We start from the raw sequence: 26017 nt of genomic DNA on the forward strand, positions 1-26017 counted from the left end.
CCAAGGAATACGTCCAGGAAGCCGTCGAGGAAGCTGTCAAGGATGAGATGTCATGAAAGACCTGACGAACGGCTCCATCGTGAGACATATCCTGGCCATGGCGCCTCCGATCATGGCCGGCATGATCTCGATCATGATCTGCCAGCTGGTCGATCTGTATTTCGTGTCGGGCCAGGGCGATGCCGCCGTTGCGGGTGTCGCTGCGGCCGGCAACGCCGGCTTTCTCGTCAACGGGCTGATGCAGGTGCTCGGCGTCGGCACGGTCGCGCTGATGGCGCATGCCGTGGGACGTAAGGATCGGGCGGACGCAAATTTGATCTTCAACCAGGCGGTCGCGCTGTCGGTGCTGTTCGGCCTGTTGACCCTGGTCGCCGGAGCGGTGCTGTCCCGCCTCTACATGCGTTCGATCGCCGCGGACCAGGCCACGATCGAGGCGGGAACCGTTTATCTGCTGTGGTTCATGCCAGCGCTCGCTCTGGAGTTCGTCATGCAAGTGATTGCGTCCGCGCTCCGCGCGACCGGCATCGTGCGCCCCGCCATGTTGGTGCGGGTGGTCGCGGTCGTCATCAACATCGCGCTGGCGCCGGTGCTGATCTCGGGCTGGGGCACCGGGTACGCGCTCGGCGTCGCCGGCGCGGGGCTGGCGAGTTCGATTGCGGTCGCCATCGGCGCTCTGATGCTGCTGGCGTATTTTCGCAAGGTCGAGCGCTACGTCGCCTTCAATCCGGCGCAATGGCGTCCGCAGCCGCACCATTTGAAACGCATTCTCAACGTCGGCCTGCCGGCCGGCGGCGAGTTCGCGATGATGTTCATCTTCATGGCGGTCGTCTACTACGTGCTGAGCGATTTCGGCGCGGCGACGCAGGCCGGATTCGGCATCGGGCAGCGCGTGCTCGGCCTGATCCACATGCCCGCGCTCGCGGTGGCGCTGGCCGCAGGACCGATCGCCGGCCAGAACGTCGGCGCGGCCGACGCTGCGCGTGTGCGGGAAACCTTCGTCAAGGCCGCGCTGATCGTCACCACCGTGATGACCGGCTTCATGATCCTAGCGCAGGTGAGGCCGCAGCTGCTGCTCGCGGGCTTCTCGAACGACCGCGAGACCATGGAGATCGCATACCTGTTCCTGCGGATCATCTCGCTCAACATGATCGCACAGGGTCTGATCTTCACCTGCTCGAGCATGTTCCAGGCCCTCGGCAACACCAAGCCGGTGCTCCTGAGCTCGGCGACGCGCGTGTTCACCTACTCGCTGCCGGCGATCTGGCTCTCGACGCGGCCGGGCTTTCGCATGGAGTACGTCTGGTACCTGTCGGTCGCGGCGACCACGCTCCAGGCGGGCTTGAGCCTGTGGCTGCTGCGCCGCGAATTCAGCAAGCGCCTGACGCCGGTTCGACCGGCGGAGACCGCAGCGCAGGCCGAGGCTGATGCCGTGGCGCCGCCCGCGCGTGCGCCGGCCTAGCCGCTTGTGACCGGCCCGCGGCTCCGGCTAGTTTCGCAGTACCGTGCGGTGGTCAAAGGGGCGCGATGACGGAGGTGGCGAAGGAGCAGCAGGCGGCATCGTGGCTCGCCGCGATCTGGGCGGCGCGCTACCGCACGCCGGCCCGCTTCGTCGCGCTGATCGCGTTGCTTCTGCCGTGGACCACGACCGGGTTGATCTTCGCGCTCGTTCCCTGGTTGATCGCCTTCGCCTTCCTCGATCTCCGCGAATTTCCGCGCTCGCTGCTTCGCCCGATCTGCCTGCTGCCGATCGCACTGGTCGTGCTCGCCGTCATGGGCACGCTCTGGTCGGATGCGCCCTGGCCGGAGCGAATCCACGCGATCGGGCCGGCAGCGAAGCTGCTGGTCATTCCGCTCCTGATCTACCAGTTCGAGCGCTGGCCCTACGGCCATTGGGTGTTTTCCGCCTTCCTGGCGTCCTGCACGGCCCTGATGCTCTATTCCTTTGCCGTTGCCATCGACCCCTCGCTCTCGCTGAAGCTCTATCTGTCGCGCGGGCCCTACAAGGTCGAAAGCGGGATCGCGGTGCGCAACTATATCGACCAGAGCCAGGAGTTCGCGCTCTGTGCGCTTGCGCTGGTCTACCCGATCGTGTCGCTGCTGCGGCAAGGTCGAGCCCGCAGCGCGGCGGTGTTCACAGTGCTCGCGATCGGATTCCTCGCCAACATGATCTTCGTCGTGGTCTCGCGCACGGCGCTGGTGACGCTGCCGATCCTGGTGCTGGTGTTCGCGCTCCTGCATCTGCGCCGGCGCGCGGCGCTGCTCGCGGCAGGCGCGATGGCGCTGGCGGCCCTGCTGCTCTTGGCTGTGTCGCCGCATCTGCGCACGACGGTTGCGAAATTTCAGGCCGATTATGAGGCGAGCGTGCAGGATGGTCAGGTCAGCGGCATGGGTTCACGGCTGGAATATTGGCGGAAGTCCCTTCGCTTCGTCGCCGATGCACCGCTGATCGGCCACGGCACCGGCGCGATCCGCAGCCTGTTTGCAAGTGCGGCCGCCGATGGGCGCGACGACCCGCTGCGCCGCGAGATCGTCGGCAATCCGCACAATCAGACGCTGAGCGTGGCCGTGCAGTGGGGCGTCATCGGTGTCCTTGCCCTCTACGCGCTGTGGTTTGCGCACCTCTCGATGTTTCGCGGCGAGGGGCTGGCCTGCCGGATCGGGCTTCTGATCGTGGTGCAGAACATGCTGACCTCGTTGCTCAACACCCATCTGTTCGATTTTGTCCCGGGCTGGATCTACGTGCTCGGGGTCGGTGTTGCCGGAGGCATGGCGCTCGCCGCGAAGAGGGCGCGAGCCTAGCTCACCGATCCGGCCGACTGCTTTCGGAAAATGAAGCTGTTGCAGTAGTCCTTGCGCTTCCAGAACCAGTCGCCGTCCTGCCGCTGATGCTTGGCCGCGTCGAATTGCGAAATGGGAAGCACCCGGTGCTGGCACACGAAGCGTCCCTCGTATCCGAGGCGTTCGAGAAATGTGAAGACGTCGCCGACATGACCGGGCGCAAGGTGGCGGTTCTCGCATTCGAAGACCAGCAGCGGCCCGTCGTTGCGCAGGATTCGTTCGGCCCCCTTGAACACGGCAAGTTCGGCGCCTTCGACGTCGATCTTGAGCAAAGCGATCCGCTCGGTCGGCCTGAAGTAGTCGTCCAGCGCGATTGCTGGCACGGTAAGCACGGAAACGCGCTCGGCCTTTGCGTCGCCGTGGCAGAGCGAGGCGCCGGGCTGATGGCCCTCCGGCACGTAGAGATCCTGCGGGCCGGAATGCGAATAAACGGCCTTGGCTTCGACGGTCACGTTCGCAAGTCCGATGACGTCGCAGATGCCGGTGAGCGCGTGCGCCAGTTCGGGCTGCGGTTCGAACGCGAAGATCCGTCCGTCATGGACCCACCACGACAGCCAGTAGATGAAGCTGCCCTTGTTGGCGCCGACGTCGCAGGCGATATCGCCTGGTTTGAGATGCTGCCAAATGGCGGTGAGCTCGGTCCGCTCGTTGCGTAGCAGCGCCTTCAGCGCACGAACCCGAAATCGGATGCTCGTGGCCGTAAGCCAGGCGCGTAAAATGGCCATTGGGTCAAAATATCCTCTTGCAGGCGTCAATGAACTTCAGGCAATGCCAAACCGTAGCCCGCAACCGGACTCGCTGCAACCGCGCGTTGCGTCCCTGCCAACGGTGTTCGAGGGTGCGCCGCGATCTAGATCGCGCCGATGCTGTTCCAGACCAGGGTGAGGCCCGACAGGAACAACAGGCCGAGCACGACATCGCCGAAATGCTTGTCGTTGAGGGCGTGATAGACCCGCGCGCCGGCCCAGGCGCCGATCAGCGTGCCTGGAAACGCCACCATCGCGAGCCAGATCACCTTGAGCTCGACGAGACCCGATGCGGTCTGCAGCAGCAGCGCGGTCGCCAGCACCGTGAAATTGAAGAGCTGGAAGATGCCGCGCCGTTCGTGCTTGTTCCAGCCGCGGATGTTGGCCCACAGGATCGGCAGCGGCCCGGACAAGCCGGCGAGGCCGCCCAGAATACCGCCGGCAAAGCCGATTGCGCCGTCGGCGATCCGGCCGCCGAACTTGATCGCGAGCGGCCGCTTGTTCAGATACATCGCGCTCGAAAAAACCAGAATCAGAACGCCGACGCTCAGCTTGAACACTTTTGGATCGGCCGTGGCGATCAGCATGGTTCCCAGCGGCACTCCGATCAGCCCGCCGATCAGGAACGGCCAGACCAGCGAGAGGTCAAAACTCTTCCACATCGACGGCAGCGTCGAGGTCTGCGCGATCACCGAGCAGATCAGCACCAGCGGCACCGCAAGCGAAGGCGGCAGCACGTAGAGCCAGATGCCGAGCGCCATCAATGCCGTGCCGAACCCGGCCAGCCCCGAGACGAAGCCGCCGGCCAATGCGCCGAGGGGCAGCAGGACGTAGGTCAGAGTGTCCACAGAGTGTCCTTTGCAGCGATCCCGAATTGTTGATCGCCATCGCCCGCATAGCACGGCTGCCGTCGTGCAAGTCAATCCGTCGCGCACGCAAGCGTGATCTGCGGTGTCGGGCGTTCGTGGAAGACGCGCCTACATGACGGTCGTACTTCAATCCGGGGCCGATCGCCGCGATCGTGCTCACTGATCGGCCAGCCCCGAACGAGATGACGGAGAATGACGATGACCCGTACCAACGTCGCCGTTGCGGCTGCATTGTTGTCGGCAGCGGCGTTGATGCCGACATTTGCCCAGGCTCAGTTTTCGGAGCCCGCGGCCTATCAGGCCGCTCATCCTGACCGCGATGTGCTGAATGGCGGCCAGCTCACGCCCGCGGGACGCGCGGCCCGTGGCGAGACAGCGGCGCCGACCGAAGCCTATGCGGCTTATCCGTCAGGTGCGACCCCGGCCGTTCGCCCTCGCCACCGCCGTCACCACCGTTGAGAACAGACTAGACGATCTGCCTGGTGTCGGCTGGCTTCTGCAGCGCGCCAACCAGGATGCGCAGCGCTTCCGTCAATTCAGACCTGTTCCGCGCCGCTCCCAGCGAGACACGTGCCGCGTGCGGCGGTGTCCCGTCGACGATGAAGGCATCGGCGGCGACGACCGCCAGTCCATTGCGGAGCAGATGTGCGGCGACATCGGGTCGGCCCTCGGGCAACCGCAGCCACAGATGATGTGCTGCGGGCTTAGCCAGGAATTGGAAGCCTTTCAGGGTGCGCTGCGCGAGCTGTTGTCGGCCGACCGCCTCGTTGCGGATGGCGGTGATGATGCGATCGGCAATCCCGTTTTCGATCCAATGCGTCACCAGCGCGACCATCAGCGGCGCCGGCATCTGCACGGTCGCCTGCAAATATGCACGCATCTCCCGCTGCGCGTCGCTGTCGGGCGTCACCAGGTAGGCAACGCGCAGCGCCGGCGCGATGCATTTCGACAGCGTGGTCGCGAGATAAGTCCGCTCCGGAATGAGGTTTGCGATCGGCACGGCCGAGCGGTCGAGCAGGCCGTAAGCGTCGTCCTCGATCAGGATCGTGTCGCTATCGCGGATGATCTTCGCGATGGTGCCGCGCCGCTCGGGCGAGAGCGTCGTGGTGGTCGGATTGTGCAGCGTCGGAATGAGATAGACGGCCTTCGGCTCGTACGTGCGACAGGCCTTCGCCAGCGCTTCGGGCAGGATGCCGCCGTCATCCATGGCGACGCCGACGAGCTTGATGCCGAGCCGCACTGCTGCGGCCTTGATGCCGGGGAATGTCAGCGCTTCCGTCAGCACGATATCACCGGGCCGCGCAAGGTGTGCGAGCAGGTTGAACAGGATGGTTTGCGCGCCGGGAAAGATCACGAGCCCGTCGGCACGTGCATGCGGCACCCGTGAACGCATCCAGCGCGCGGCCACTTCGCGCTCATGCGCGCTGCCGCCGGGCGGCTGATAGTTGAGATAGGCCGTCAGCCCCGATTGCGCGCGAACGGCATCCATCCCGGCGATGATGCGCTCGTCGAGTTGCGCCTCCAGCGGATGCGGCGGCACGTTCATCGACAGATCGATCGCAACGGGATGCGGCAGGTCGACCGCGCGACGCGCGCTGGTCTCCGACACGAACGAGCCCTGTCCGACCCGCGCCTCCATGATGCCGCGTCGCCGTGCCTCGGTGTAGGCGCGCGTCACCGTGGTGAGATCGACGTCGAGCGCCTTTGCCAGCGCGCGCTGCGTCGGCAATTGCTGGCCGCGCACCAGCCGGCCGGCGGCAATGTCGGCCTCCATGGCATCGACGATGCGTTGATAGCGCGGGCCTGACAGCTCCGAGATTGTCGGGATCCAATCCATGCAATTTAGGCCCATATCCTTTGAATGTATGGATGCAAGACATTATTGTATGGATCGTCAAAAAGGAAGAGGTGTGGTCATGGCGACCGGTTCGATCTCTCTGGCGAAGGCTATGTGGCGCGGTTTCCGCGGCAGATGTCCGAACTGCGGCGAGGGCCATCTGTTCGGCCGCTTCCTGAAGGTTGCCGACGCTTGCGACCATTGCGGCGAGGAGTTGTTTCACCAGCGCGCCGATGATTTTCCCGCCTATCTCGTGATCGTCGTGGTGGGCCATCTCGTGGTGCCGGCGATCCTCGCGGTCGAGACCGCCTATGCGCCGCCGGAGTGGCTGCAACTCGCGGTGTGGCTGCCGGTGACGCTGTTCGCCTCGCTTGCGCTGCTGCAACCGACCAAGGGCGCCATCGTCGGCCTGCAATGGCAGGTCGGCATGCACGGTTTCGAGGCGGGCAAGCTGCGGCGCGAAGCCGCCGGGCTTGCGCCTGTCCTTGTGAAGGTGGACTCGCGCGCCGCCTGAGCTGGCGGCGTTTACATCGCGGGCGCGGCCGCTACACTCCATCGTACAAACAAGAACGATGGAAACGCCGATGGCCGCACGCGAGAAGACTTTTCTGCTTTGTCACGGCGCATGGTCCGGCGGGTGGGCCTGGAAGAAGATGCATCCGCTGATGGCCGGGGCCGGTCACCGCCCGGTGACGCCGACCTATACGGGCCTCGGCGAACGCGCGCATCTCGCCAGTCCCGCGATCGATCTCGACATGCATATCGAGGACGTCCTCAACGTCATCAGATTCGAAGATCTCAGCGACATCGTGCTGCTCGGCCACAGCTATGGCGGCATGGTCGCGACCGGTGTCGCCGACCGCGCCCGCGAGCGCGTGACGCAGCTGATCTATCTCGACGCTTTCGTGCCACGCGACGGCCAGTCGCTGTTCGACCTTAACGAAGCCGGCCGCGAGCCGATGCGCAAGGCAGCCGCCTCCGGTGACGGCTACCGCATCCCGCCGAACCCGCCGCCACCGGATACGCCGCCGGCCGATCTCGACTGGCTCAACGCGCGCCGGGTCGCGATGCCGGTCAAATGCTTCGAGACGAAGCTGAGGCTCGCGCATGGCGAGCCGGCGATCCCGCGCAGCTACGTCTATTGCACCCGCATTCCGCCGGGCGACGTGTTCGGGCAATTCGCGGCGCGGACGAAGAACGAGGAGGGGTGGCGCTATGTCGAGCTCGACGCCAGCCATGCGCCGAACGTGACGGCGCCGGAGGCGCTGACGAAGGTGCTGAACGAGATCGTCGCCTAGCTCGTCATTCCGGGGCGTGCGCAGCACGAACCTGGAATCCATTCCTCAACCGATTGCGCCGCCCGATGGATTTCGGGCTCTCGCTTCGCGTGCCCAGGAATGACAGCATCTGATTGGCTGCGCTCGCACTCCGCAAATGGTGAGGGGTCCGATGCGGTCAGCATCGAACCCCTCGTCACTTTCTTAGTCTAACGCGTTTTCTTGACGCGAACCGGAAAACCACTTCGCTCGAAAACGCTTTAGAATATCAGCCGGCCTGTAAGCCGGGTTCTGTAGGGCACCGCCCGCTTGCGCGAACGATACGTGACGGCCATTCCTCTGGGACCGTGTTCGCACACGGCCTCGAGCAACCTACCCGGACGGCGGGCCTGACATCGCCCCGCGGCGTTATCGCTTTCGCGAACAGCCCGCTACGCCGTCCCTATTCGGTTTTGCTCCCGGTGGGGTTTACCATGCCGGCTCCGTTGCCGGATCCGCGGTGCGCTCTTACCGCACCTTTTCACCCTTACTCCGCGAAGCCCGAAGGCAAAGCGGAGCGGTTCGTTCTCTGTGGCACTTTCCCTGGGGTCGCCCCCGCCGGACGTTATCCGGCACCGTATGTCAAGGGAGCCCGGACTTTCCTCCCCGGCGGCCTTTCGGCACCTGCCGGAGCGGCCGTCCGGCCGACTGACGGGGCATGCATGGGGCATTTGCATCGGTTTCGTCAAGCCGAGATCGCCGCGCACACCCGGCCCGAAATATTTTATCCTGAAGATGTCGTCTGCTGCGTGCCCCGTTCGACTGGATGTCGGCGACACAGCCGAACAACAGGAGTGAAGCGATGCAATATCTGCTGATGATCTACCAGAACGAGGCCGAGTACGCGAAGAACGACGAGGCGACCAGCCAGAAGATCCTGGCCGAGTACCAGGCTTTCACGCAAAGCATCGTCCAGAGCGGCAACTACAAGGGGGGCGACCGCTTGCGGCCGACCACGACCGCGACGACGGTGCGCGTGCGCGACGGCAAGACGCTGATGACCGACGGTCCGTTCGCCGAAACGCGCGAGCAGCTCGCGGGCTATTACCTGATCGAGGCCAAGGACATCGATGCGGCAACCGCGATCGCGGCCCGGATACCCAGCGCGCGCATCGGCTCGATCGAGGTGCGGCCGATCTGGGAGCACGACAAGTGAGCGGCGGCGGGGAATGACCCCTTCTGAGATCGACAGAATATTTCGCGACGAGGCGGGGCGGGCGCTGGCCACGCTGATCCGCCTCGTCGGAGATTTCGATCTGGCGGAGGACGCGCTGCAGGATGCGTTCGCCGTCGCGCTGGATCGCTGGGCAGCGGGCGAGGTGCCGGCCAATCCGCGCGCCTGGCTCGTCAATGTCGCCAGGCACAAGGTGATCGATCGCATCCGCCGTCAGGCCGTCTTTCGCGGCAAGCAGGAGGCACTGGTGCACGAGATTGAGCTGAATGTGCCAGCCGCCGACGAGCCGCCGGCGATGCTCGACGACGACATGCTGCGGCTGATCTTCACCTGCTGCCATCCCGCGTTCGCGCCCGAGGTTCAGGTCGCGCTGACGCTGCGTACCGTCTGCGGCTTGTCGACCACGCAGGTCGCGCGCGCCTTCCTCGTCGGCGAGGAGGCGATGGCGCAGCGGCTGGTTCGCGCCAAGCAGAAGATCAGGCTCGCCGGCATTCCCTACGAGGTGCCGGAGCGCGAAGAGCTGGCGACGCGGCTCGAAGGCGTGCTCGCGGTGATCTATCTGGTCTTCACGGAGGGCTATGTCGCGACGTCGGGCGCAGATCTGATGCGCCCGGATTTCGCGATCGAGGCGATCCGGCTCGCGCGCCTGCTCGATCGGCTGATGCCGGATCGCGCCGGCATCAAGGGCCTGCTCGCTCTCATGCTGCTGCACGATGCGCGCCGTGCCGGACGCGAGACCGCGGCCGGCGACATCGTGCTGCTCGAAGAGCAGGACCGCTCGCTCTGGGATCGTGCGCAGATCGAGGAAGGTCTGCGCCTGGTCGACGACGCACTGCGCGTGCCCGGCTTGCCGCAACCTTATCTCGTGCAGGCCGCGATCGCCGCGCTGCATGCCCGGGCGCCGAGCTATGAGCAGACCGACTGGCGGCAAATCACCGGGCTCTATGGGGTTTTGCTACGTATCGGTCCCTCGCCGGTGATCGAACTCAACCACGCTGCCGCGCTGTCGATGGTCGATGGCCCGGCGCGTGCGCTCGATCTGGTCGACGCGATCAGTGCACGTGGCGGGCTCCGCGGCTACGCGCTTCTGCCTGCGGTGCGCGCGGATCTGTTGCGAAGGCTGGGTCGCAAGGACGAGGCGCGCGAGGCCTATCAGGCAGCGACTGCGGCGACGCAGCTCGAGCCGTTGCGGCGGCTGTATGCGCGGCGGGTGAGGGAGATGAGGTAGAGGTTCTCGTGCCCCGGACGCAGCGCAGCGTCCCCGGCGATGCGAAGCATCGTCCGGTGCGATGCGCTGCAGAGTCGGGGCCCATCCCGCCGCGAGTCGTGTCGCCCACTGGGTCCCGGCTCGCGCTTCGCGCGTCCGGGACACGAGAGCGAACTGCGCGGCCACATCCTCACTTCGACGCGACGGTCGTCCCATCCGTCGGCAGGCTCGCCAGCAGCGCCTGCAATGTCGACAGCGTCGAGTGGTCCGCAACCCCATCCAGCCGCGCCGGGCGGAAATGGCGCTGGAAGGCCGTGACGACTTCCATGGTGGCGGCATCGTATTTGCCGGTCAGCGGCACCCCGTAGCCGTACTTGGCGAGCGCCTGCTGCATGCTCAGCACCTCGTCGCTGATGGTGCCGAGCATCAGGCTCTCGCCGCGCACGACCGGCGCGGGCGTCACCCAGTGACCGACCCCGGAATTGGCCAGCGAATGCCACGGAAATTTCTCGCCGGGATCCTTCTTGCGCGCGGGCGCGACGTCGGAATGGCCGAGCACGCGATGGGACGGCACCTTGCGGCGAAGCATGATGCCGCGGCACAGCGCGATCACGGCGGCGATCTGGCGCAGCGGATATTCCGGGTAGCCCCAGTCATGGCCCCGATTGATGATCTCGATGCCGATCGAGCAGGAGTTGATGTCGTCTTCGCCGGCCCACGAGGAGACGCCGGCATGCCAGGCACGCTTGGCCTCGGACACGCATTGCACGATGCGGCCGTCCTCCAGCACGACGTAATGCGCCGAGACCTCGGTGCCGGCCGTGCACAAACGCGCCAGCGCGCCCTCGACGTCGGGCATGCCGGTGTAGTGCAGCACGATCATGTCGGGCTGCCGTCCCTTGTTGCGCTCGCCATAGTTCGGCGAAGGGATGATGTCGGAGACGATCGAGGAATCCGGCTCGAACGTCCGCATGTTCGCCGCGGCCTTGGGAACCGGGAGAACGCGTTGACGCTTCGAATCAGATCCAGACGGGGTGGAGGAACCGGACGGCGGCATAAACAACTCAGGTCGGACGCGAATGGGCCAAGCCCTTCTCTTTACTATTCCTTTACCCTCCACCGCGCGCAATCGCGCGGCGCGGTTAACGGATCTATTTTGCGCATGTGTGTGGATGAAGCATCACTGCCGCTTCACCTTTTCGACTTGTAACGAGCCGAGCAACGCTTTCTTAACGCTAAGGGTCGTTACTGAGGGATGAAGAGCCGACCCGCGTCCGGAGGCGGCCAAAGCGTATTTTGGCTCGAAATCCATGGCTGCCCGACAAATTCCGCTGGGAACACTCGGTTTGCGGCCCGGGACGACCGGACTCGGTCATCATGCTGGACGGGGGCTTTGTCGTGGAACCGCCGCGACGCGGAATGATTCGAGGCGCTATGGGCTGGCACGCCCCCGATCTGGCTTGGTCGCTCGGCAGGCTTTGGGTCACAAGGTTTGGCACATGAGCCCCGCTGCTCATATCCCCGTGCTCGGCCGCGAGGCCATCGATCACCTCGCGCCGCGCGCGGGCGGGATCTATGTCGATGCCACTTTCGGCGCCGGCGGTTATAGCCGCGCCATCCTCGACGTCCCGGGAACCCGCCTGATCGCGATCGACCGTGACCGCACCGCCATCGCCGGCGGTGCTGATCTCGTCGCACGCTCCGCGGGCCGGCTGACGCTGGTCGAGCACCGCTTCTCTGACCTCGCCGAGGTCTGTGCGGCGCAGGGCGTGGACGCGGTGGACGGCGTCGTGATGGATGTCGGCGTGTCCTCGATGCAGCTCGACCAGGCCGGCCGCGGCTTCTCGTTCCGCCTCGACGGCCCGCTCGACATGCGGATGGGGCAGTCGGGCCCGACTGCGGCCGACGTGGTGGCCCGCGCCTCGGAAAGCGATCTCGCCGACATCATTTATCAGCTCGGCGAAGAACGGCATTCGCGCCGTATCGCGCGCGCCATCGTGGCCGACCGGCAGGAAACGCCGTTCACGACCACGCGTGCGCTTGCCGATCTCGTCGGCAGGGTCGTGCGCTCGAAGCCCGGAGACATTCATCCGGCGACGCGGACGTTTCAGGCGTTGCGCATCTTCGTCAACGAGGAGCTCGAGGAACTTCAGACCGCGCTGGCTGCGGCCGAGCGCGTGCTCAAGCCGGGTGGCCGCCTTGTGGTGGTCTCGTTCCATTCGCTGGAAGATCGCATCGTCAAGAATTTCTTGTCTGCGCGTTCGAAGACCGGCGGCGGCTCGCGGCATCTGCCGGAGGTGGCGCAAGTTCCGCCGAGCTTCCAGTTGCTGACGCGGCGGCCTGTCGTCGCCGGTGAAGACGAAGTCGCGCATAATCCGCGCGCGCGTTCCGCAAAACTGCGCGCGGCCGAGCGGACCTCTGCGCCCGCGCATGAGGACGACGAGGCATCGTCCTGGCCCAAGCTCTCCGACGTGTTGAGGGGCGGCTAGCGCATGCGCATCATCCACCTCCTCGTCATCGGCGCGCTGATCTTCGCGGCGGCCTATGTCTACCGGATCAAGATGGACTCTACGGCGCGCACCGAGAAGGTGCTGCGGCTGCATGCGGAGATCCGCGAGCAGCGCGACGCGATCGCATCGCTGCGCTCCGAATGGGCAAAGCTCGATGCGCCGCTGCGCCTGCAAGGCCTGTCCGACCGGCATCTGCAGCTCAAGCCGGTCAACGGCACGCAATATGATTCGCTGAAGAACCTGCCGGAGCGTCCGCCGCGGATGTTCAGGCCGGGCGAGCCCGACCCGATCGGGGCCATGCTCAACACCATCGAAGCCGCAAGCGACCCTGACACCGTGACGGGCTCCGTGCCTCAGCCCGAGGACAATCAATGAGCGCTGCGACTCAATCCAAACCTGCGGAACCCTGGCGGCAGCGTCTGATCCGCAGCCTGCTCTACGGGCGCAATGTCGACCGCGCCGCGAAGGCGCGCGCGCGCGTTGGCCTCGCCATGCTCGCCTTCGCCTCGGTCTACGCCCTGATCGGCGGCCGGCTCGTGATGTTTGCAATCGGCGCTGACGCCCATGGCGCCCGCCGCGCCGCGGCGCAGGAGGTGGTGGCGACCGCACGCCCTGATATCGTCGACCGCAACGGCGCCATCCTCGCGACCGACGTCAAGGCGGCGAGCCTGTTCGGCGAGCCGCGCCGCATCATCGACAAGGACGAGGCGATCGAGCTTCTCACCGCGACCGTGCCCGACCTCGACGAGGCCGAGGTGCGCGAGCGCCTGAGGACGCGCAAGGGCTTCGTCTGGCTCAAGCGCGAGGTCACGGCGCAGCAGCAGCAGGCCATCCACAAGCTCGGCATTCCCGGCATCGGCTTCCTGCGCGAGAACAAGCGCGTCTATCCGACCGGCAACGAGGTCGCCCACCTCATCGGTCTCGTCAACATCGACAACCAGGGCATCGCCGGCATGGAGAAGTGGCTCGACAATCAGGGCCTCGCCGATCTCCACCGCGCCGGCTTTGCCACCGACCGGCTGCAGAAGCCGATCGAGCTGTCGATCGACCTGCGCGTCGAGCACGCGCTGCGCGACGAGCTGCTGAAGGCCAAGGACAAGTTCCACGCCAAGGCCGCCTCCGGCATCGTCTCGAACGTCAAGACCGGCGAACTCGTGGCGATGGTGTCTCTTCCGGATTTCGACCCCAACAATCCGAAGGAGGCGCACGATCCCGATCGCATCAACCGCCTGACCACGGGCGTTTACGAGATGGGCTCGACCTTCAAGGCGTTCACGCTGGCGATGGCGCTCGATTCCGGCAAGATCAATCTGAACTCGTCGTGGGATGCGCGCGGAAACCTGCACTACGGCAAGTTCACCATCCACGACAGCCACCCGCTCGGACGTTTCATCAACACCAAGGAAGTCTTCACCTTCTCGTCCAACATCGGCGCCGCGCGGATCGCGCTTAGCCAGGGCGTGGAGGCGCACAAGGCGTTCCTCGCCAAGATGGGCCAGCTGACGCGCCTGCGCACCGAGCTGCCGGAGAGCGCGGCGCCGCTGGTGCCGCGACGGTGGGGCGAACTGAACACTGTCACCATCGCGTTCGGCCAGGGCATGTCGGTGGCGCCGCTGCAGGCGGTGATGGGCATCAATGCGCTGGTGAACGGCGGCTATCTGATTCCGCCGACCTTCATGAAGCGCAGCGAGTCCGAAGCCGCGGCGATGGCCAAGCGCGTCATCAAGACGGAAACCAGCGACAAGATGCGGTTCCTGATGCGGCTGAACGCCGAGATCGGCACCGCCAAGACCGCCGACGTCAAGGGCTATTACGTCGGCGGCAAGACCGGCACGTCCGAGAAGGTCATCAATGGCCGCTATGCCAAGAAGCGCGTGCTCAACTCGTTCACGGCGATCATGCCGTGCGACGATCCGAAATATCAGATCCTGATCATGCTGGACGAGCCGCAGGCGATTCCCGAAACGAAGGGTTTCATCACCTCGGGCTGGAACGCGGTGCCGACCGGCGGCAAGGTGATCGAGCGGATCGCGCCGCTTCTGGGCGTCGAGCCCCGGTTCGACCTGCCGCCTGCGGACCGCCTTATTCTTGCAGCATCCAGGACAACCCAGTAATCAACGGGGTGGCCATCGCCGCGGCTGAGTCGGGATTTTCCCAGGGATTCGGCTTTCCGGCACGGCATTGTCGACTGGAAGACCATGAAGCTGTCCGCCCTGCTAGGCAATGACGCCGCGATCGAGCCCGCCGCCGCGGCGCTCGACGTCACCGGCCTTGCGCTCGACAGCCGCGCGGTCAAGCCGGGCGATCTCTTCTTTGCGCTCGCGGGCAGCAAGACCGACGGCGCGCGCTTCGTCGACGCCGCGATTGCCGCAGGCGCCGTTGCCGTTGTCGGCGACCATGCCCCCGCCGGCGGCAAGGTGCCGTTCGTCGCCGTCGCCAATCCGCGCCGCGCGCTGGCGCTGGCCGCAGCCAAATTCTTTCCCGCCCAGCCGGCGACCATCGCGGCCGTGACCGGAACCAGCGGCAAGACCTCGGTCGCCGCGTTTACACGCCAGATCTGGGAGCGGCTGGGGCATGTTTCAGCCAGTATCGGCACCATCGGCCTCGTCTCGCCCAAGCGCACCGTCTATGGCTCGCTGACGACGCCGGATCCGATCGCGCTGCACCGGCAGATCGACGAGATCGCGCGCGACGGCGTCACGCATCTCGCCTTCGAGGCGTCCTCGCATGGGCTCGATCAGTATCGGCTCGACGGCGTGCGCGTCTCCGCCGGTGGCTTCACCAATCTGTCGCGCGACCACATGGATTACCATCCGACCGTCGCGCATTATCTTGCCGCGAAACTCCGGCTGTTCCGGGAGCTCGTGCCCCCGGGCGGCGCGGCGGTGATTTCGGCCGATCATGAGTGCTCGGCGGAAGTGATCGCTGCGGCAAAGTCGCGCGGCTTGCGCGTGATGGCGGTCGGCCGCAGCGGCGACGGGGCAGGCGAGGGCATCCGTCTCACCGAGGCAGTGGTCGAAGGTTTCTCGCAGAAGCTGACTGTCGAGCACCGTGGCAAGGGCTATGCAATCCGGCTGCCGCTGGTCGGCGAATTCCAGATCGAGAACGCGCTCGTCTCGGCGGGCCTTGCGATCGGCACTGGCAGCGATGCCGCAGATGTCTTCGCAAGCCTTGAGCATCTCGAAGGCGCCAAGGGCCGTCTCGAACGGGTCGGTGAGCGCAACGGCGCGCCGATCTTCGTCGACTATGCGCACAAGCCCGACGCGCTGGCCAAGGCGCTGCAGGCGCTGCGGCCTTACGCGAAACGAAAACTGGTCGTCGTGTTCGGCGCCGGCGGCGATCGTGATGCCGGCAAGCGGCCGATCATGGGCGAGATCGCGGCCGAGAACGCCGACGGAATCATCGTCACCGACGACAATCCGCGCAGCGAGAAGCCGGAAGCGATCCGCGCCGCAATCCTTGCCACGGCCAAGGGCGCCCGCGAGATCGGCGACCGTGCCGCCGCGATCCGAATCGCGATCGAAGAACTTGAAGAAGGCGATGCGCTGCTCGTCGCCGGCAAGGGCCACGAGACCGGGCAGATCGTCGGCGGCCAGACGCTGCCCTTCAGTGATCACGAGGCGGTCGCGGCCGCATTGACGTTGAGGACAGCATGAGCGGGCCCATATGGACGGTTGCCGAAGTGGCGCGTGCGCTGGGCGCCGCCGGACCGTTCCCCAATACTCCGATCGATTTCGTCACCCAGGACAGCCGTCTGGTGAAGCCGGGCAGCCTGTTCGTGGCGCTGAGCGGCACGCCGAGCGGAGGCTTTATCTCGGCCTTCGCCAGCACCCGCGACGGCTGGGAGTTCGCCGACAAGGCGGAAGCTTCCGGCGCGGTCGGGATGATCGTGCCGCACGAGATCGCGGGCATCCGCATTCCGCAGATCGTCGTCAAGGATACCCTGATCGACGGCCTCTGGGGCCTCGCACGCGCCGCGCGCGCCCGTTTCCACGGGCCGGTGATCGGGCTCACCGGCAGCGCGGGCAAGACCAGCACCAAGGAATTCCTGGCGGCCTATCCGAACGCCTATGCCAGCCCCTCGAGCTTCAACAATTTCTGGGGCGTGCCGCTCACGCTGTGCAATGCGCGCACCGATTCCAGCCTCTGGGTCGTCGAAATGGGCATGAACCAGAAGGGCGAGATCGCACGGCTCAGCGAACTGACGCGGCCGACGGTGGCGCTCGTCGTCAACGTCCAGCCCGTGCATCTGGAAAAGCTCGGCTCGCTCGAAGCCATCAGGCACGAGAAGGTGTCGATCGCGCACGGCCTGCCCGAGGACGGCGTGCTGGTGCTGCCCGCCGGGCTCAAGGCGTCGGAATGGAAAGGCAAGGTCGTGCGCTTCGGCGAGCATGCCGAGGTGCACGAGGTTGCGCACGCGCCGCATGGCGAGAGCTGGCAGATCGTGGCCATGATCGGCAAGAAGGAGATCGCCTTCAGCCTGACGCCGGGCGCGCCGCATCGCGTGCAGAATGCGCTGGCTGCGCTCGCCGCCATCCGTGCGGCCCATCTCGATCCGGCGACGCTCGCGATCAAGCTCGACCGGGTCGGCATCATGACCGGCCGCGGCGTCGAGCAGGCGATCGGCGGGATCACCGTGATCGACGACAGTTTCAACGGCAATCCAGCCAGCGTTGCTGCGGCGCTGCAGAGCCTGCAGGCCCGCAACATCACCGGCGGCCGCCGCATCGCGGTGCTCGGCGACATGCTGGAGCTCGGCGATGACGCGCCCAATTATCACACCGCCCTCGCCAAGCATCTCGACGGGATCGACGCCGTCTACTGCGTCGGCCCCCTGATGCGCCACCTCTACGATGTGCTCCCGGCCGGCAAGGGTCTCGGCTGGCACGACGATCCCGCCACGCTGAAGCCGGGCGAGGTCGCGAGCCTGCTGAAGGCGGGCGATGTCGTGGTTGTCAAGGGCAGCAAGAAGATGTTCTGGGTCAACAAGTTTGTGCCCGGCCTGGTGGCCGCCTTGCAGGCAAAGGCGTAAACTGCTTGGAAGGCGCCGTTCCCGAATCCCACCCTTTGCGGCGCGAAGCCGTCCGGTTTCCCGAGGTCGCGCGGCCCATGATGAAGACCAGCGAATGCGCATGAGGCACGTTACGACCATGATCAAGGCCCAGATCGTGCGTGCAAAGCGCCATAGGACCGTTTGAATGTTTTACTGGCTGATCGAGCTCTCCAACACTTTTCCGGGCTTCGGTGCCGTTCGCACCTTCCTGAACGTCTTCCGCTACATCACCTTCCGCACCGGCGGCGCGGTGGTCACTGGCGCGCTGTTCGTGTTCCTGTTCGGGCCCTGGATCATCGATCATTTGCGCATCCGCCAGGGCAAGGGCCAGCCGATCCGGACCGACGGCCCGCAATCGCATCTCGCCAAGAAGGGCACGCCCACCATGGGCGGGCTGATGATCCTGTCCGGTCTCACGGTCGGCACCGTGCTGTGGGCCAATCCGCTCAACCCCTATGTCTGGATCGTGCTGGCGGTGACGCTTGGCTTCGGCTTCGTCGGCTTCTATGACGACTACCTCAAGGTGACCAAGCAGACCACGAGCGGCTTCGGCAGCAAGCTCCGCCTGCTGATCGAAGGGGCGATCGCGCTGGTGGCCTGCTACGCGCTGGTGCGGCTCAACCGCGATCCCGCCTCGACCGCGCTGACGATTCCCTTCCTCAAGGACACCGTGCTGCATTTCGGCTGGTTCTTCGTCATCTTCGGCGCCTTCGTCATCGTCGGCTCCGGCAACGCGGTGAATCTCACCGACGGTCTCGACGGCCTCGCAATCGTGCCGGTGATGATCGCGACCGCGAGTTTTGCGATGATCGCGTATCTCGCCGGCAACGCCGTGTTCGCCGAATATCTCCAGATCAAATATGTCGCCGGCACCGGCGAGCTCGCGGTGCTCTGCGGTGCGCTATTGGGCGCCGGCCTCGGGTTTCTCTGGTTCAACGCGCCGCCGGCCTCGATCTTCATGGGTGACACCGGCTCGCTCGCGCTTGGCGGCATGCTGGGTGCGATCGCGGTCGCGGTGAAGCACGAGATCGTGCTCGCGGTGATCGGCGGCCTGTTCGTGCTCGAGGCGGTCTCGGTCATCGTGCAGGTGGTGTCGTTCAAGCTGACGGGTAAGCGCATCTTCCGGATGGCGCCGATCCATCACCATTTCGAGCAGCTCGGCTGGACCGAGCCGCAGATCGTGATCCGCTTCTGGATCATCTCGGTGATGCTGGCGCTCGCCGGCCTCTCCACGCTGAAGCTGCGGTGATCGCGGTGCTGATTCAGGATCGTCATTCCGGACGACGCAAAGCGGCGATCCGGAATCTCGAGATTCCGGGTTCGACGCCGGCGCGTCGCCCCGGAATGACAGAGGTGTGGTCATGATCCCCGTCACGTCCTTTGCCGGCAAGACCGTCGCGGTGTTCGGCCTCGGCGGCTCGGGGCTCGCCTCCTGCCACGCGCTGAAGGCCGGCGGTGCCGAGGTGATCGCGGCCGACGACAACGCCGAGAACGTCGCCAAGGCCGCGCAGGCGGGCTTCGTCACCGCGGACTTGCGCAACGTCTCCTGGGCGAACTTTGCCGCGCTCGTGCTCGCGCCCGGCGTGCCGCTCACCCATCCGGTGCCGCATTGGAGCGTCCTGAAGGCGCGCGAGGCAGGCTGTGAGGTGATCGGCGACATCGAGCTGTTCTGCCGCGAGCGGCGGCGGCATGCGCCGAACGCGCCGTTCGTCGCCATCACCGGCACCAACGGCAAGTCGACCACGACGGCGCTGATCGCGCATCTGACCAAGGTCGCCGGCTACGACACCCAGATGGGCGGCAATATCGGCACCGCGATCCTGTCGCTGGAGCCGCCGCGCATGGGCCGCGTCCACGTCATCGAGATGTCGTCCTACCAGATTGATCTCACGCCTTCGCTCGATCCTTCCGTCGGCATCCTGCTCAATGTCAGCGAGGACCATATCGATCGTCACGGCACGATCGCGCACTACGCCGAAGTGAAAGAGCGCCTCGTGGCCGGCGTACAAGACGGCGGTACCGCTATCGTCGGCGTCGACGACGGCTTTTGCCGCGACATCGCCGACCGGCTCGATCGCGCCGGCAAGAATGTGGTGCGCATCTCCGTCAAGAACCCGCTGGCTTCAGGCATCCATGTCGAGCATGGCAACATCGTGCGCACGTCCGGAGGCGCCCGCAGCGAGATCGCCGCGCTCGGCGGCATCGGCTCGCTGCGCGGCCAGCACAATGCGCAGAACGCGGCCTGCGCGGCAGCCGCCGCGCTCGCGATGGGCATCAGCCCGGAGGTGCTGCAGAACGGCCTGCGCAGCTTTCCCGGCCTCGCGCATCGCATGGAGCAGGTCGGCCGCCGCGGCAACGTGCTGTTCGTCAACGACTCCAAGGGCACCAACGCCGATGCTACCGCGCATGCGCTGTCGTCGTTCGGCGATATTTTCTGGATCGCCGGCGGCAAGCCGAAGGCGGGCGGCATCACCAGCCTCACGGGGTTCTTCCCGCGCATCCGCAAGGCCTATCTGATCGGCGAAGCCGCGCAGGAGTTTTCGGGAACGCTGGGCTCGGTTGCGCACGAGATCAGCCAGACGCTCGACGTCGCCGTCGAGCACGCCGCGCGCGAGGCGGAAGCCTCCGGCCTCACGGATGCCGTCGTGCTGCTGTCGCCGGCCTGCGCGTCCTTCGACCAGTACCGCAATTTCGAGATCCGCGGCACCAGGTTCCGCGAGCTGGTTCAGGCGCTGCCGGGCGTGAAGCCGGTGGTGTGAGGATGTCGCGGCGACGCTGGATCGGGATTGGCGCCGTTGTGCTCGTTGTCGCAGGCTTCCTCTTCGTTGTGCTCGTTGACAGCATCATGAGCGGATTCGGCGCGTGCCGCGTCGTTCGCCAGCGCGCATTCGCCTCGCCCAGCGGAAGCCAGCTGGTCGTCGTGGTCTGGAAGTCGTGCGGAGCAACGGTGCCTGATAGTACGCAAGCCAGCGTCGTGGCACGTGGCCGGACGTTCTCGCCCGAGAGCACGCCAACCTTCGTCAGTGTGCGCGGGCATCTTGATGTTGTCGTCGCCTGGAGCAGCGAGCGGGCGGTCAGGATCGGCTTCATTCCCGGGCCAGAGCAGGTCTACAAGCGCGATCAACGCGCGGGGGATGTCGCGATCTACTACGAATAGCAGGTGGTGTGAGAGGAGCTGGCTGCGCCTTGCTCCGCTGTCGTCGCCCGGCTTGGATGCCCCGGTCAAACCGGGGCATGACTGTGTTTTGTCGAGGCAGCGGACATCATCTCCAAACATCCGCGGTTCCTTAACCCTGCGGTAACCAACCTCGGCGACCAATGGACGGACCTCTGTCCGAAAGCGGCCGCCCATGCTCTCCCGTGAAGAACGCACCCCCTTTTCCGAGTGGTGGTGGACCGTCGACAAGCCGCTGATGGGCGCCATTTTGGGCCTGATGCTGACCGGCGTGATCCTGTCGCTGGCGGCGAGCCCGCCGGTTGCGACCCGCATCGGGCTCGATCCGTTCCACTTCTTCAGCCGTCACGTGCTGTTCCTTCTTCCGTCCTGCCTGGTGCTGCTCGGGGTCTCGTTCCTGTCGCCGCGGTCGATCCGCCGCTCGGCGCTGATCATCTTCGCGGCCAGCATCATCCTGATCGTGCTGACGCTCGCGATCGGCCCGGAGGTGAAGGGTTCGCGGCGCTGGATCACGCTGCTCGGCGTCAACATCCAGGCTTCCGAAATCGCCAAGCCTTCGTTCGTCGTCATCGCCGCCTGGCTGTTCGCGGAATCGACCAAGCGTCCGGAGATGCCGGCGACCACGATGGCGCTGGTGCTGCTCATGATGCTGGTCGCGCTCCTGGTGATGGAGCCGGATTTCGGCCAGACCATGCTGATCCTGATGGTGTGGGGCTCGCTGTTCTTCATCGCGGGCATGCGCATGATCTGGGTGTTCGGGCTCGCGGGTCTCGGTGCAGCCGGCCTGTTCAGCGCCTATCTGTTCGTCCCGCACGTGGCGGGGCGCATCAAGCGCTTCATGAACCCGGCCTCGGGCGACACCTTCCAGGTCGATACCGCGATGGAGGCCTTCTACAACGGCGGCTGGTTCGGCCTCGGACCGGGCGAGGGCATTGCAAAACGCAGCCTGCCGGACAGCCACACCGACTTCGTGTTCGCGGTCGCGGCCGAAGAGTTCGGCATCATCCTGTGTCTGGCCATGCTGGCGCTGTTCGCCTTCGTCGTGATCCGCACGCTGTCGAGGGCCTATGCCAATGAGGACATGTTCTCGCGCTTCGCGGCCTCGGGTCTCGCCATCCTGTTCGGCATCCAGGCGGCGATCAACATGTCGGTGAACCTGCAACTGATCCCCGCCAAGGGCATGACGCTGCCGTTCATCTCCTATGGCGGCTCCTCGATCGTGTCGCTCGCCTATGGCGTCGGCATGATGCTGGCGCTGACGCGGCTGCGCCCGCGCACCGAGGTCGAGGCCAGCGGCCACGCCGAGGCGATGCGCAGTTACGCGTAGTTGCTCTCGTGTCCCGGACAAGCGAAGCGCAGATCCGGGACCCAGAATGCCGTAACCATGGGCCCCGGTCAGCGGTGCACCACGCTGCGAAGGGCAGCGCGCTGCGCCGCGCCCGGGGCACGTGCCCCCGCTCGCAATGACGACGCAGCCCCTGTAAAAGGGCGTTTATGGATACCTCCCCCTTGATTCTTCTCGCCGCGGGCGGCACCGGTGGCCATCTGTTTCCGGCCGAGGCGCTCGGCGTCGAGCTGATCCGGCGCGGCTTTCGCGTCCGCCTCGTCACCGACGAGCGGGCGCTACGCTACAGCGGGCTGTTCACCAAGGACATGATCGACGTCGTCTCGAGCGAGACCGCGCGCGGCCGTAACCCCTTGCAGCTCGCCTATGCCGGCCTCACGCTCGCTGCCGGCACGCTCGCGGCTTATCGGCTGATCAAGCGGTTGAAGCCCGCGGCCGTCATCGGCTTCGGCGGCTATCCGACGCTGCCCCCGCTGGTTGCGGCGAAGCTCGCCGGCGTGCCCGGCATCATCCACGACGCCAATGCCGTGCTCGGCCGTGCCAACCGGTTTCTGTCGGGCCATGTCCGCGCCATCGCGACGTCGCTGCCCGGCGTGCTCGACCGCGACCCGGCGCTGGCAGGCAAGACCACGACGGTCGGCACGCCGATGCGCCCGGCAATCCTCGCCGCTGCCGCCGTGCCCTATGCGGCGCCCGAGGTGAACGGGCCGCTGCGCCTGCTCGTGGTCGGCGGCAGCCAGGGCGCGCGCATCATGGCCGACATCGTGCCCGGCGCGATCGAGCGGCTCGAGCCGGCGCTGTGGAGCCGGCTCGTGCTCACACAGCAGGTCCGCGACGAGGACATGACCCGCGTGCGCGCGGTCTACGACAAGCTCAAGATCAAGGTGGAGCTCGCGCCGTTCTTCACGGATCTCCCGGCCCGGCTCGCTTCCAATCATCTCGTGGTGTCGCGCTCCGGCGCCGGCACGGTCGCCGAGCTCGCCGCGATCGGCCGGCCCTCGATCCTGGTGCCGCTGCCGGGCGCGATCGACCAGGATCAGTTCGCCAATGCCGGCGTGCTGGCCAAGGTCGACGGCGCAATCCGCATCCCGCAGACCGAGTTCACCTCCGACCGTCTCGCGGCCGAGATTTCCGGCCTTGCCGCCGAGCCCGCGCGCCTTGCCGCCATGGCTGCGGCCGCGAAGGGGGCCGGCCGGCTCGATGCCGCCGAGCGGCTCGCCGACCTCGTCGTGAAGACCGCCGGAATTTGATCCCTCCGCCGTTTAGGATCGTAAGGGCCTCCCGGCCCGATCGCGACGCGTGCCTGTCGAGGCCGCGGCGAACAGGCGCGAAGGACCCGGTCGTGGACGGCCTACTGATTCATTCCCTCTCGGAGTTCTCCGACCTCATCCTCGAGGCGCTCAGGCTCGCGGACGCGCGCGACATCGTCGAGATCGGCTCGGAATATGGCGGCATGTCGCCTTTTCTCGCCGCGCATTGTCGTGCGCGCGACGGGCAACTGACCACGATCGATCCGGCGCCGAAGCGCGAGTTCATGGAATGGCTGAAGGTCAGCCCCGACATTCGCCATCTCGCCAAGACGAGCCTCGAGGCGTTCGCCGACATTAACGGGGCCGACGCCTGGGTCGTCGATGGCGACCATAATTGGTACACGGTCTACAACGAGCTCGGCCAGATCGACGCGATCTGCCGGCGCGCCGGCAAGCCGCTTCTGGTCTTCGTGCACGACATCGGTTGGCCCTGCGGCCGGCGCGACTTCTACTACGCGCCCGAACGGATCCCCGCGGAGCATCGCCATGCCCATAGCTTTCAGGCCGGTGCAATTCCGGGCCGCGATGCGCTGGTCGAGGGGCGCGGATTCCGCGGCATGGGTCAGTTCGCCTTCGCGGAAGGTTTTGGCGGTCCGCGCAACGGCGTGATGACGGCCATCGACGACTTTCTGGCCGAGGCGCTCAGGGACGGCAGGGAGTTCGGCTTTGCCGAGATCCCGGCAGTGTTCGGGCTTGGCGTGATCTTCGACCTCACCGCGCCCTGGAGCGCGCCGCTTGCCGATCTCCTGCTGCCCTATCACCAGAACAAGCTCATCCGCGCGCTCGAGGCCAATCGCCTGCGCAACTATCTTCGGGTGCTCGATCTTCAGGACGAAGCGGCCGCTCGCTACCGGCCCGCCTGAGACATCCGCCGCGGCCCGTTCCCTTCGCGGATCGGAGCGGGGCCTGGCGGCCCCGGAAACCGGCCAAAATGGGGCATTCAAGCCGGAAATTACCGAACGCGACGGCCGGACCGGGCTTGTCCCGGTGCGCCCAGTCTTGCATGAAGTGGAGGAGATTCGCCGCCGGCCGGCTGCCTCAGGCGGAGATGCCAGGCCGGGAAGGATAGATAGAGACACAACAATGAGACTGCCGCGCGAGATCGGACCCATCCACTTCGTCGGGATCGGCGGGATCGGCATGAGCGGCATTGCCGAGGTGCTGGTCAATCTCGGCTATGCCGTGCAGGGCTCGGACGCCTCCGACAATTACAATCTCGATCGTCTGCGCAAGAAGGGCGCCAAGGTTTCGGTCGGCCACAAGGCCGAGAATGTCGACGGCGCCGAGGTGGTCGTGGTGTCGTCCGCGATCAAGCGTGACAATCCTGAATTGATGGCGGCGCGCGAGCGGCGCATTCCCGTGGTGCGCCGCGCCGAGATGCTGGCCGAGCTGATGCGGCTGAAGAGCTGCGTCGCCATCGCCGGCACCCACGGCAAGACCACGACGACCACGATGGTCGCGACGCTGCTCGATGCCGGCGGGCTCGATCCGACCGTGATCAACGGCGGCATCATCAACGCCTACGGCTCCAACGCACGGCTTGGGGCCGGCGACTGGATGGTGGTGGAGGCCGACGAGAGCGACGGCACGTTCCTGAAGCTGCCGACCGACGTCGCGATCGTCACCAATGTCGACCCCGAGCATCTCGATCACTTCAAGACCTTCGAGGCCGTGCAGGACGCCTTCCGTCACTTCGTCGAGAACCTGCCGTTCTACGGCTTTGCCGTGATGTGCATCGATCATCCCGTGGTGCAGAGCCTGGTCGGCAAGATCGAGGATCGCCGCATCATCACCTATGGCGAGAACCCGCAGGCCGACGTGCGGCTGGTCGATCTCACGCCGATGGGTGGCGGATCGAAATTCAAGGTCGCGTTCCGCGATCGCAAGACCGGCGCCGTGCATGAGATCGCTGACCTCATGCTGCCGATGCCGGGCCGCCACAACGCCTCCAACGCGACGGCCGCGATCGCGGTCGCGCGCGAGCTCGGCGTCTCCGACGAGGCGATCCGCAAGGCGATCGCCGGCTTCGGCGGCGTCAAGCGGCGCTTCACCAAGACCGGCGAATGGAACGGAGTGACCGTGATCGACGACTACGGCCACCATCCCGTCGAGATCGCGGCGGTGCTGAAGGCGGCACGGGAGTCCACCAATGGCAAGATCGTCGCCGTGGTGCAGCCGCATCGCTACACCCGCCTGCAATCGCTGTTCGAGGAATTCTGCACCTGCTTCAACGACGCGGACGCGGTTGTTGTCGCCGACGTCTATGCCGCCGGTGAAGCGCCGATCGAGGGCATCGACCGCGATCATTTCGTGGAAGGCTTGCGCGCGCATGGCCATCGCGAGGTGGTGCCGCTGCGGGCGGCGCCGGAGCTTGCCGGCATCGTCAAGGGATTGGCGAAGTCCGGCGATCTCGTCGTGTGCCTCGGCGCGGGCAACATCACGCAATGGGCATATGCCTTGCCAGATCAGTTGAAGGCGTTGGGGTGAGCATGCCGATGGGAGGCTTGCAGCCAGCCGCACGGCAAACTGCGCTCCCTCCCTCCTTGTGGGGGAGGGCGGGGGAGAGGGGTAGCCACAAACTCCGATCTCGCTTGGGGCTACCCCCCTCCCTGACCCTCCCCTACAAGGGGGGAGGGA

The 26017-nt window shown here is 66.1% G+C and carries 23 protein-coding genes and 1 other RNA gene; 19 read left to right on the plus strand and 5 right to left on the minus strand.

All coding sequences use genetic code 11. The features are described 5' to 3' along the window. The first annotated feature begins 52 nt into the window (after positions 1 to 52). Together TSA1_RS23885 and TSA1_RS23890 are read left to right on the plus strand one after the other, a co-directional pair. On the plus strand, positions 53 to 1459 hold the full coding sequence (locus TSA1_RS23885; RefSeq protein WP_100178466.1) for an MATE family efflux transporter: 1407 nt from the start codon (positions 53 to 55) through the stop codon (positions 1457 to 1459). A 65-nt stretch (positions 1460 to 1524) separates the two neighbouring features. Continuing rightward, entirely contained in the window at positions 1525 to 2799 is a 1275-nt protein-coding gene (locus tag TSA1_RS23890; protein ID WP_100178467.1) for an O-antigen ligase family protein, read from the plus strand. Here the strand turns inward: TSA1_RS23890 and TSA1_RS23895 are convergent. Both TSA1_RS23895 and TSA1_RS23900 read right to left on the minus strand, forming a co-directional pair. Continuing rightward, positions 2796 to 3563: an FkbM family methyltransferase gene (locus tag TSA1_RS23895; RefSeq protein ID WP_100178468.1), complete on the minus strand. Its 768-nt coding sequence runs from the start codon at positions 3561 to 3563 to the stop codon at positions 2796 to 2798. The genes TSA1_RS23890 and TSA1_RS23895 overlap by 4 nt on opposite strands. Before the next feature lie 125 nt (positions 3564 to 3688). Further along, complete coding sequence (locus TSA1_RS23900) at positions 3689 to 4432, minus strand: sulfite exporter TauE/SafE family protein (RefSeq protein WP_100178469.1); 744 nt, start codon at positions 4430 to 4432, stop codon at positions 3689 to 3691. A gap of 219 nt (positions 4433 to 4651) precedes the next feature. On the opposite strand from TSA1_RS23900, the gene TSA1_RS23905 reads away from it, so the two are divergent. Continuing rightward, positions 4652 to 4912, plus strand: coding sequence for a hypothetical protein (locus TSA1_RS23905; protein ID WP_174719046.1), 261 nt, complete (start codon positions 4652 to 4654; stop codon positions 4910 to 4912). A 7-nt stretch (positions 4913 to 4919) separates the two neighbouring features. On the opposite strand, the gene TSA1_RS23910 is transcribed toward TSA1_RS23905, so the two are convergent. Further along, the gene (locus TSA1_RS23910) at positions 4920 to 6290 is read right to left on the minus strand and encodes an aminotransferase-like domain-containing protein (RefSeq protein WP_174719047.1); all 1371 of its coding nucleotides are present in this window, start codon (positions 6288 to 6290) and stop codon (positions 4920 to 4922) included. A 49-nt stretch (positions 6291 to 6339) separates the two neighbouring features. Here TSA1_RS23910 and TSA1_RS23915 point away from each other — a divergent pair, with 49 nt between their 5' ends. Continuing rightward, a complete protein-coding gene (locus TSA1_RS23915) occupies positions 6340 to 6804 on the plus strand; it encodes a DUF983 domain-containing protein (protein WP_283811649.1) in 465 nt (154 codons plus the stop codon). A 70-nt stretch (positions 6805 to 6874) separates the two neighbouring features. Continuing rightward, positions 6875 to 7588 carry an alpha/beta fold hydrolase gene (locus TSA1_RS23920; RefSeq protein WP_174719048.1) on the plus strand — a complete coding sequence of 238 codons (714 nt, stop codon included), beginning with the start codon at positions 6875 to 6877 and terminating at the stop codon, positions 7586 to 7588. 243 nt (positions 7589 to 7831) lie between these two features. Here the strand turns inward: TSA1_RS23920 and rnpB are convergent. Continuing rightward, an RNA gene (gene rnpB, locus TSA1_RS23925) (RNase P RNA component class A) lies at positions 7832 to 8258 on the minus strand. Positions 8259 to 8408: 150 nt separating this feature from the next. Between rnpB and TSA1_RS23930 the strand changes: the two genes are divergently transcribed. Then, positions 8409 to 8762, plus strand: a complete 354-nt coding sequence (locus tag TSA1_RS23930) for a YciI family protein (RefSeq protein ID WP_100178474.1) — start codon at positions 8409 to 8411, stop codon at positions 8760 to 8762. Positions 8763 to 8775: 13 nt separating this feature from the next. Next, a complete protein-coding gene (locus tag TSA1_RS23935; protein WP_100178475.1) occupies positions 8776 to 10008 on the plus strand; it encodes an RNA polymerase sigma factor in 1233 nt (410 codons plus the stop codon). A gap of 169 nt (positions 10009 to 10177) precedes the next feature. Here TSA1_RS23935 and TSA1_RS23940 read toward each other — a convergent pair whose 3' ends face one another. Continuing rightward, positions 10178 to 10960 carry an N-acetylmuramoyl-L-alanine amidase gene (locus TSA1_RS23940; RefSeq protein WP_100178476.1) on the minus strand — a complete coding sequence of 261 codons (783 nt, stop codon included), beginning with the start codon at positions 10958 to 10960 and terminating at the stop codon, positions 10178 to 10180. Between the two features lie 526 nt (positions 10961 to 11486). Here TSA1_RS23940 and rsmH point away from each other — a divergent pair. The 12 genes from rsmH (at position 11487) to murC (ending at position 25867) form a co-directional block, all read left to right on the plus strand. Continuing rightward, positions 11487 to 12476 (plus strand): 16S rRNA (cytosine(1402)-N(4))-methyltransferase RsmH, encoded by a 990-nt coding sequence (rsmH, locus tag TSA1_RS23945; RefSeq protein WP_174719049.1) that lies wholly within the window; start codon positions 11487 to 11489, stop codon positions 12474 to 12476. Between the two features lie 3 nt (positions 12477 to 12479). Further along, positions 12480 to 12872 (plus strand): cell division protein FtsL, encoded by a 393-nt coding sequence (gene ftsL / locus TSA1_RS23950; RefSeq protein ID WP_097663117.1) that lies wholly within the window; start codon positions 12480 to 12482, stop codon positions 12870 to 12872. Further along, positions 12869 to 14611, plus strand: a complete 1743-nt coding sequence (locus TSA1_RS23955; protein WP_100178478.1) for a peptidoglycan D,D-transpeptidase FtsI family protein — start codon at positions 12869 to 12871, stop codon at positions 14609 to 14611. The genes ftsL and TSA1_RS23955 overlap by 4 nt, the downstream gene beginning before the upstream one ends. 84 nt (positions 14612 to 14695) lie before the next feature. Continuing rightward, positions 14696 to 16153: a UDP-N-acetylmuramoyl-L-alanyl-D-glutamate--2,6-diaminopimelate ligase gene (locus TSA1_RS23960; RefSeq protein ID WP_100178479.1), complete on the plus strand. Its 1458-nt coding sequence runs from the start codon at positions 14696 to 14698 to the stop codon at positions 16151 to 16153. Then, entirely contained in the window at positions 16150 to 17529 is a 1380-nt protein-coding gene (locus TSA1_RS23965) for a UDP-N-acetylmuramoyl-tripeptide--D-alanyl-D-alanine ligase (RefSeq protein WP_100178480.1), read from the plus strand. The genes TSA1_RS23960 and TSA1_RS23965 overlap by 4 nt, the downstream gene beginning before the upstream one ends. 166 nt (positions 17530 to 17695) lie before the next feature. After that, positions 17696 to 18799: a phospho-N-acetylmuramoyl-pentapeptide-transferase gene (gene mraY / locus TSA1_RS23970; protein WP_100178481.1), complete on the plus strand. Its 1104-nt coding sequence runs from the start codon at positions 17696 to 17698 to the stop codon at positions 18797 to 18799. A gap of 112 nt (positions 18800 to 18911) precedes the next feature. Continuing rightward, complete coding sequence (gene murD, locus TSA1_RS23975; protein ID WP_100178482.1) at positions 18912 to 20309, plus strand: UDP-N-acetylmuramoyl-L-alanine--D-glutamate ligase; 1398 nt, start codon at positions 18912 to 18914, stop codon at positions 20307 to 20309. Positions 20310 to 20311: 2 nt separating this feature from the next. Then, positions 20312 to 20707, plus strand: a complete 396-nt coding sequence (locus TSA1_RS23980; RefSeq protein WP_100178483.1) for a hypothetical protein — start codon at positions 20312 to 20314, stop codon at positions 20705 to 20707. 193 nt (positions 20708 to 20900) lie between these two features. Next, complete coding sequence (gene ftsW / locus TSA1_RS23985; protein WP_100178484.1) at positions 20901 to 22052, plus strand: putative lipid II flippase FtsW; 1152 nt, start codon at positions 20901 to 20903, stop codon at positions 22050 to 22052. Positions 22053 to 22219: 167 nt separating this feature from the next. After that, positions 22220 to 23320 (plus strand): undecaprenyldiphospho-muramoylpentapeptide beta-N-acetylglucosaminyltransferase, encoded by a 1101-nt coding sequence (gene murG, locus TSA1_RS23990; RefSeq protein ID WP_100178485.1) that lies wholly within the window; start codon positions 22220 to 22222, stop codon positions 23318 to 23320. Between the two features lie 92 nt (positions 23321 to 23412). Continuing rightward, positions 23413 to 24243 carry a class I SAM-dependent methyltransferase gene (locus TSA1_RS23995; protein WP_100178486.1) on the plus strand — a complete coding sequence of 277 codons (831 nt, stop codon included), beginning with the start codon at positions 23413 to 23415 and terminating at the stop codon, positions 24241 to 24243. Positions 24244 to 24463: 220 nt separating this feature from the next. Next, complete coding sequence (gene murC / locus TSA1_RS24000; RefSeq protein WP_100178487.1) at positions 24464 to 25867, plus strand: UDP-N-acetylmuramate--L-alanine ligase; 1404 nt, start codon at positions 24464 to 24466, stop codon at positions 25865 to 25867. The last annotated feature ends 150 nt before the right edge of the window (positions 25868 to 26017 follow it).

Source organism: Bradyrhizobium nitroreducens, assembly GCF_002776695.1.
In the GTDB taxonomy this organism is placed as follows: Bacteria; Pseudomonadota; Alphaproteobacteria; order Rhizobiales; family Xanthobacteraceae; genus Bradyrhizobium; species Bradyrhizobium nitroreducens.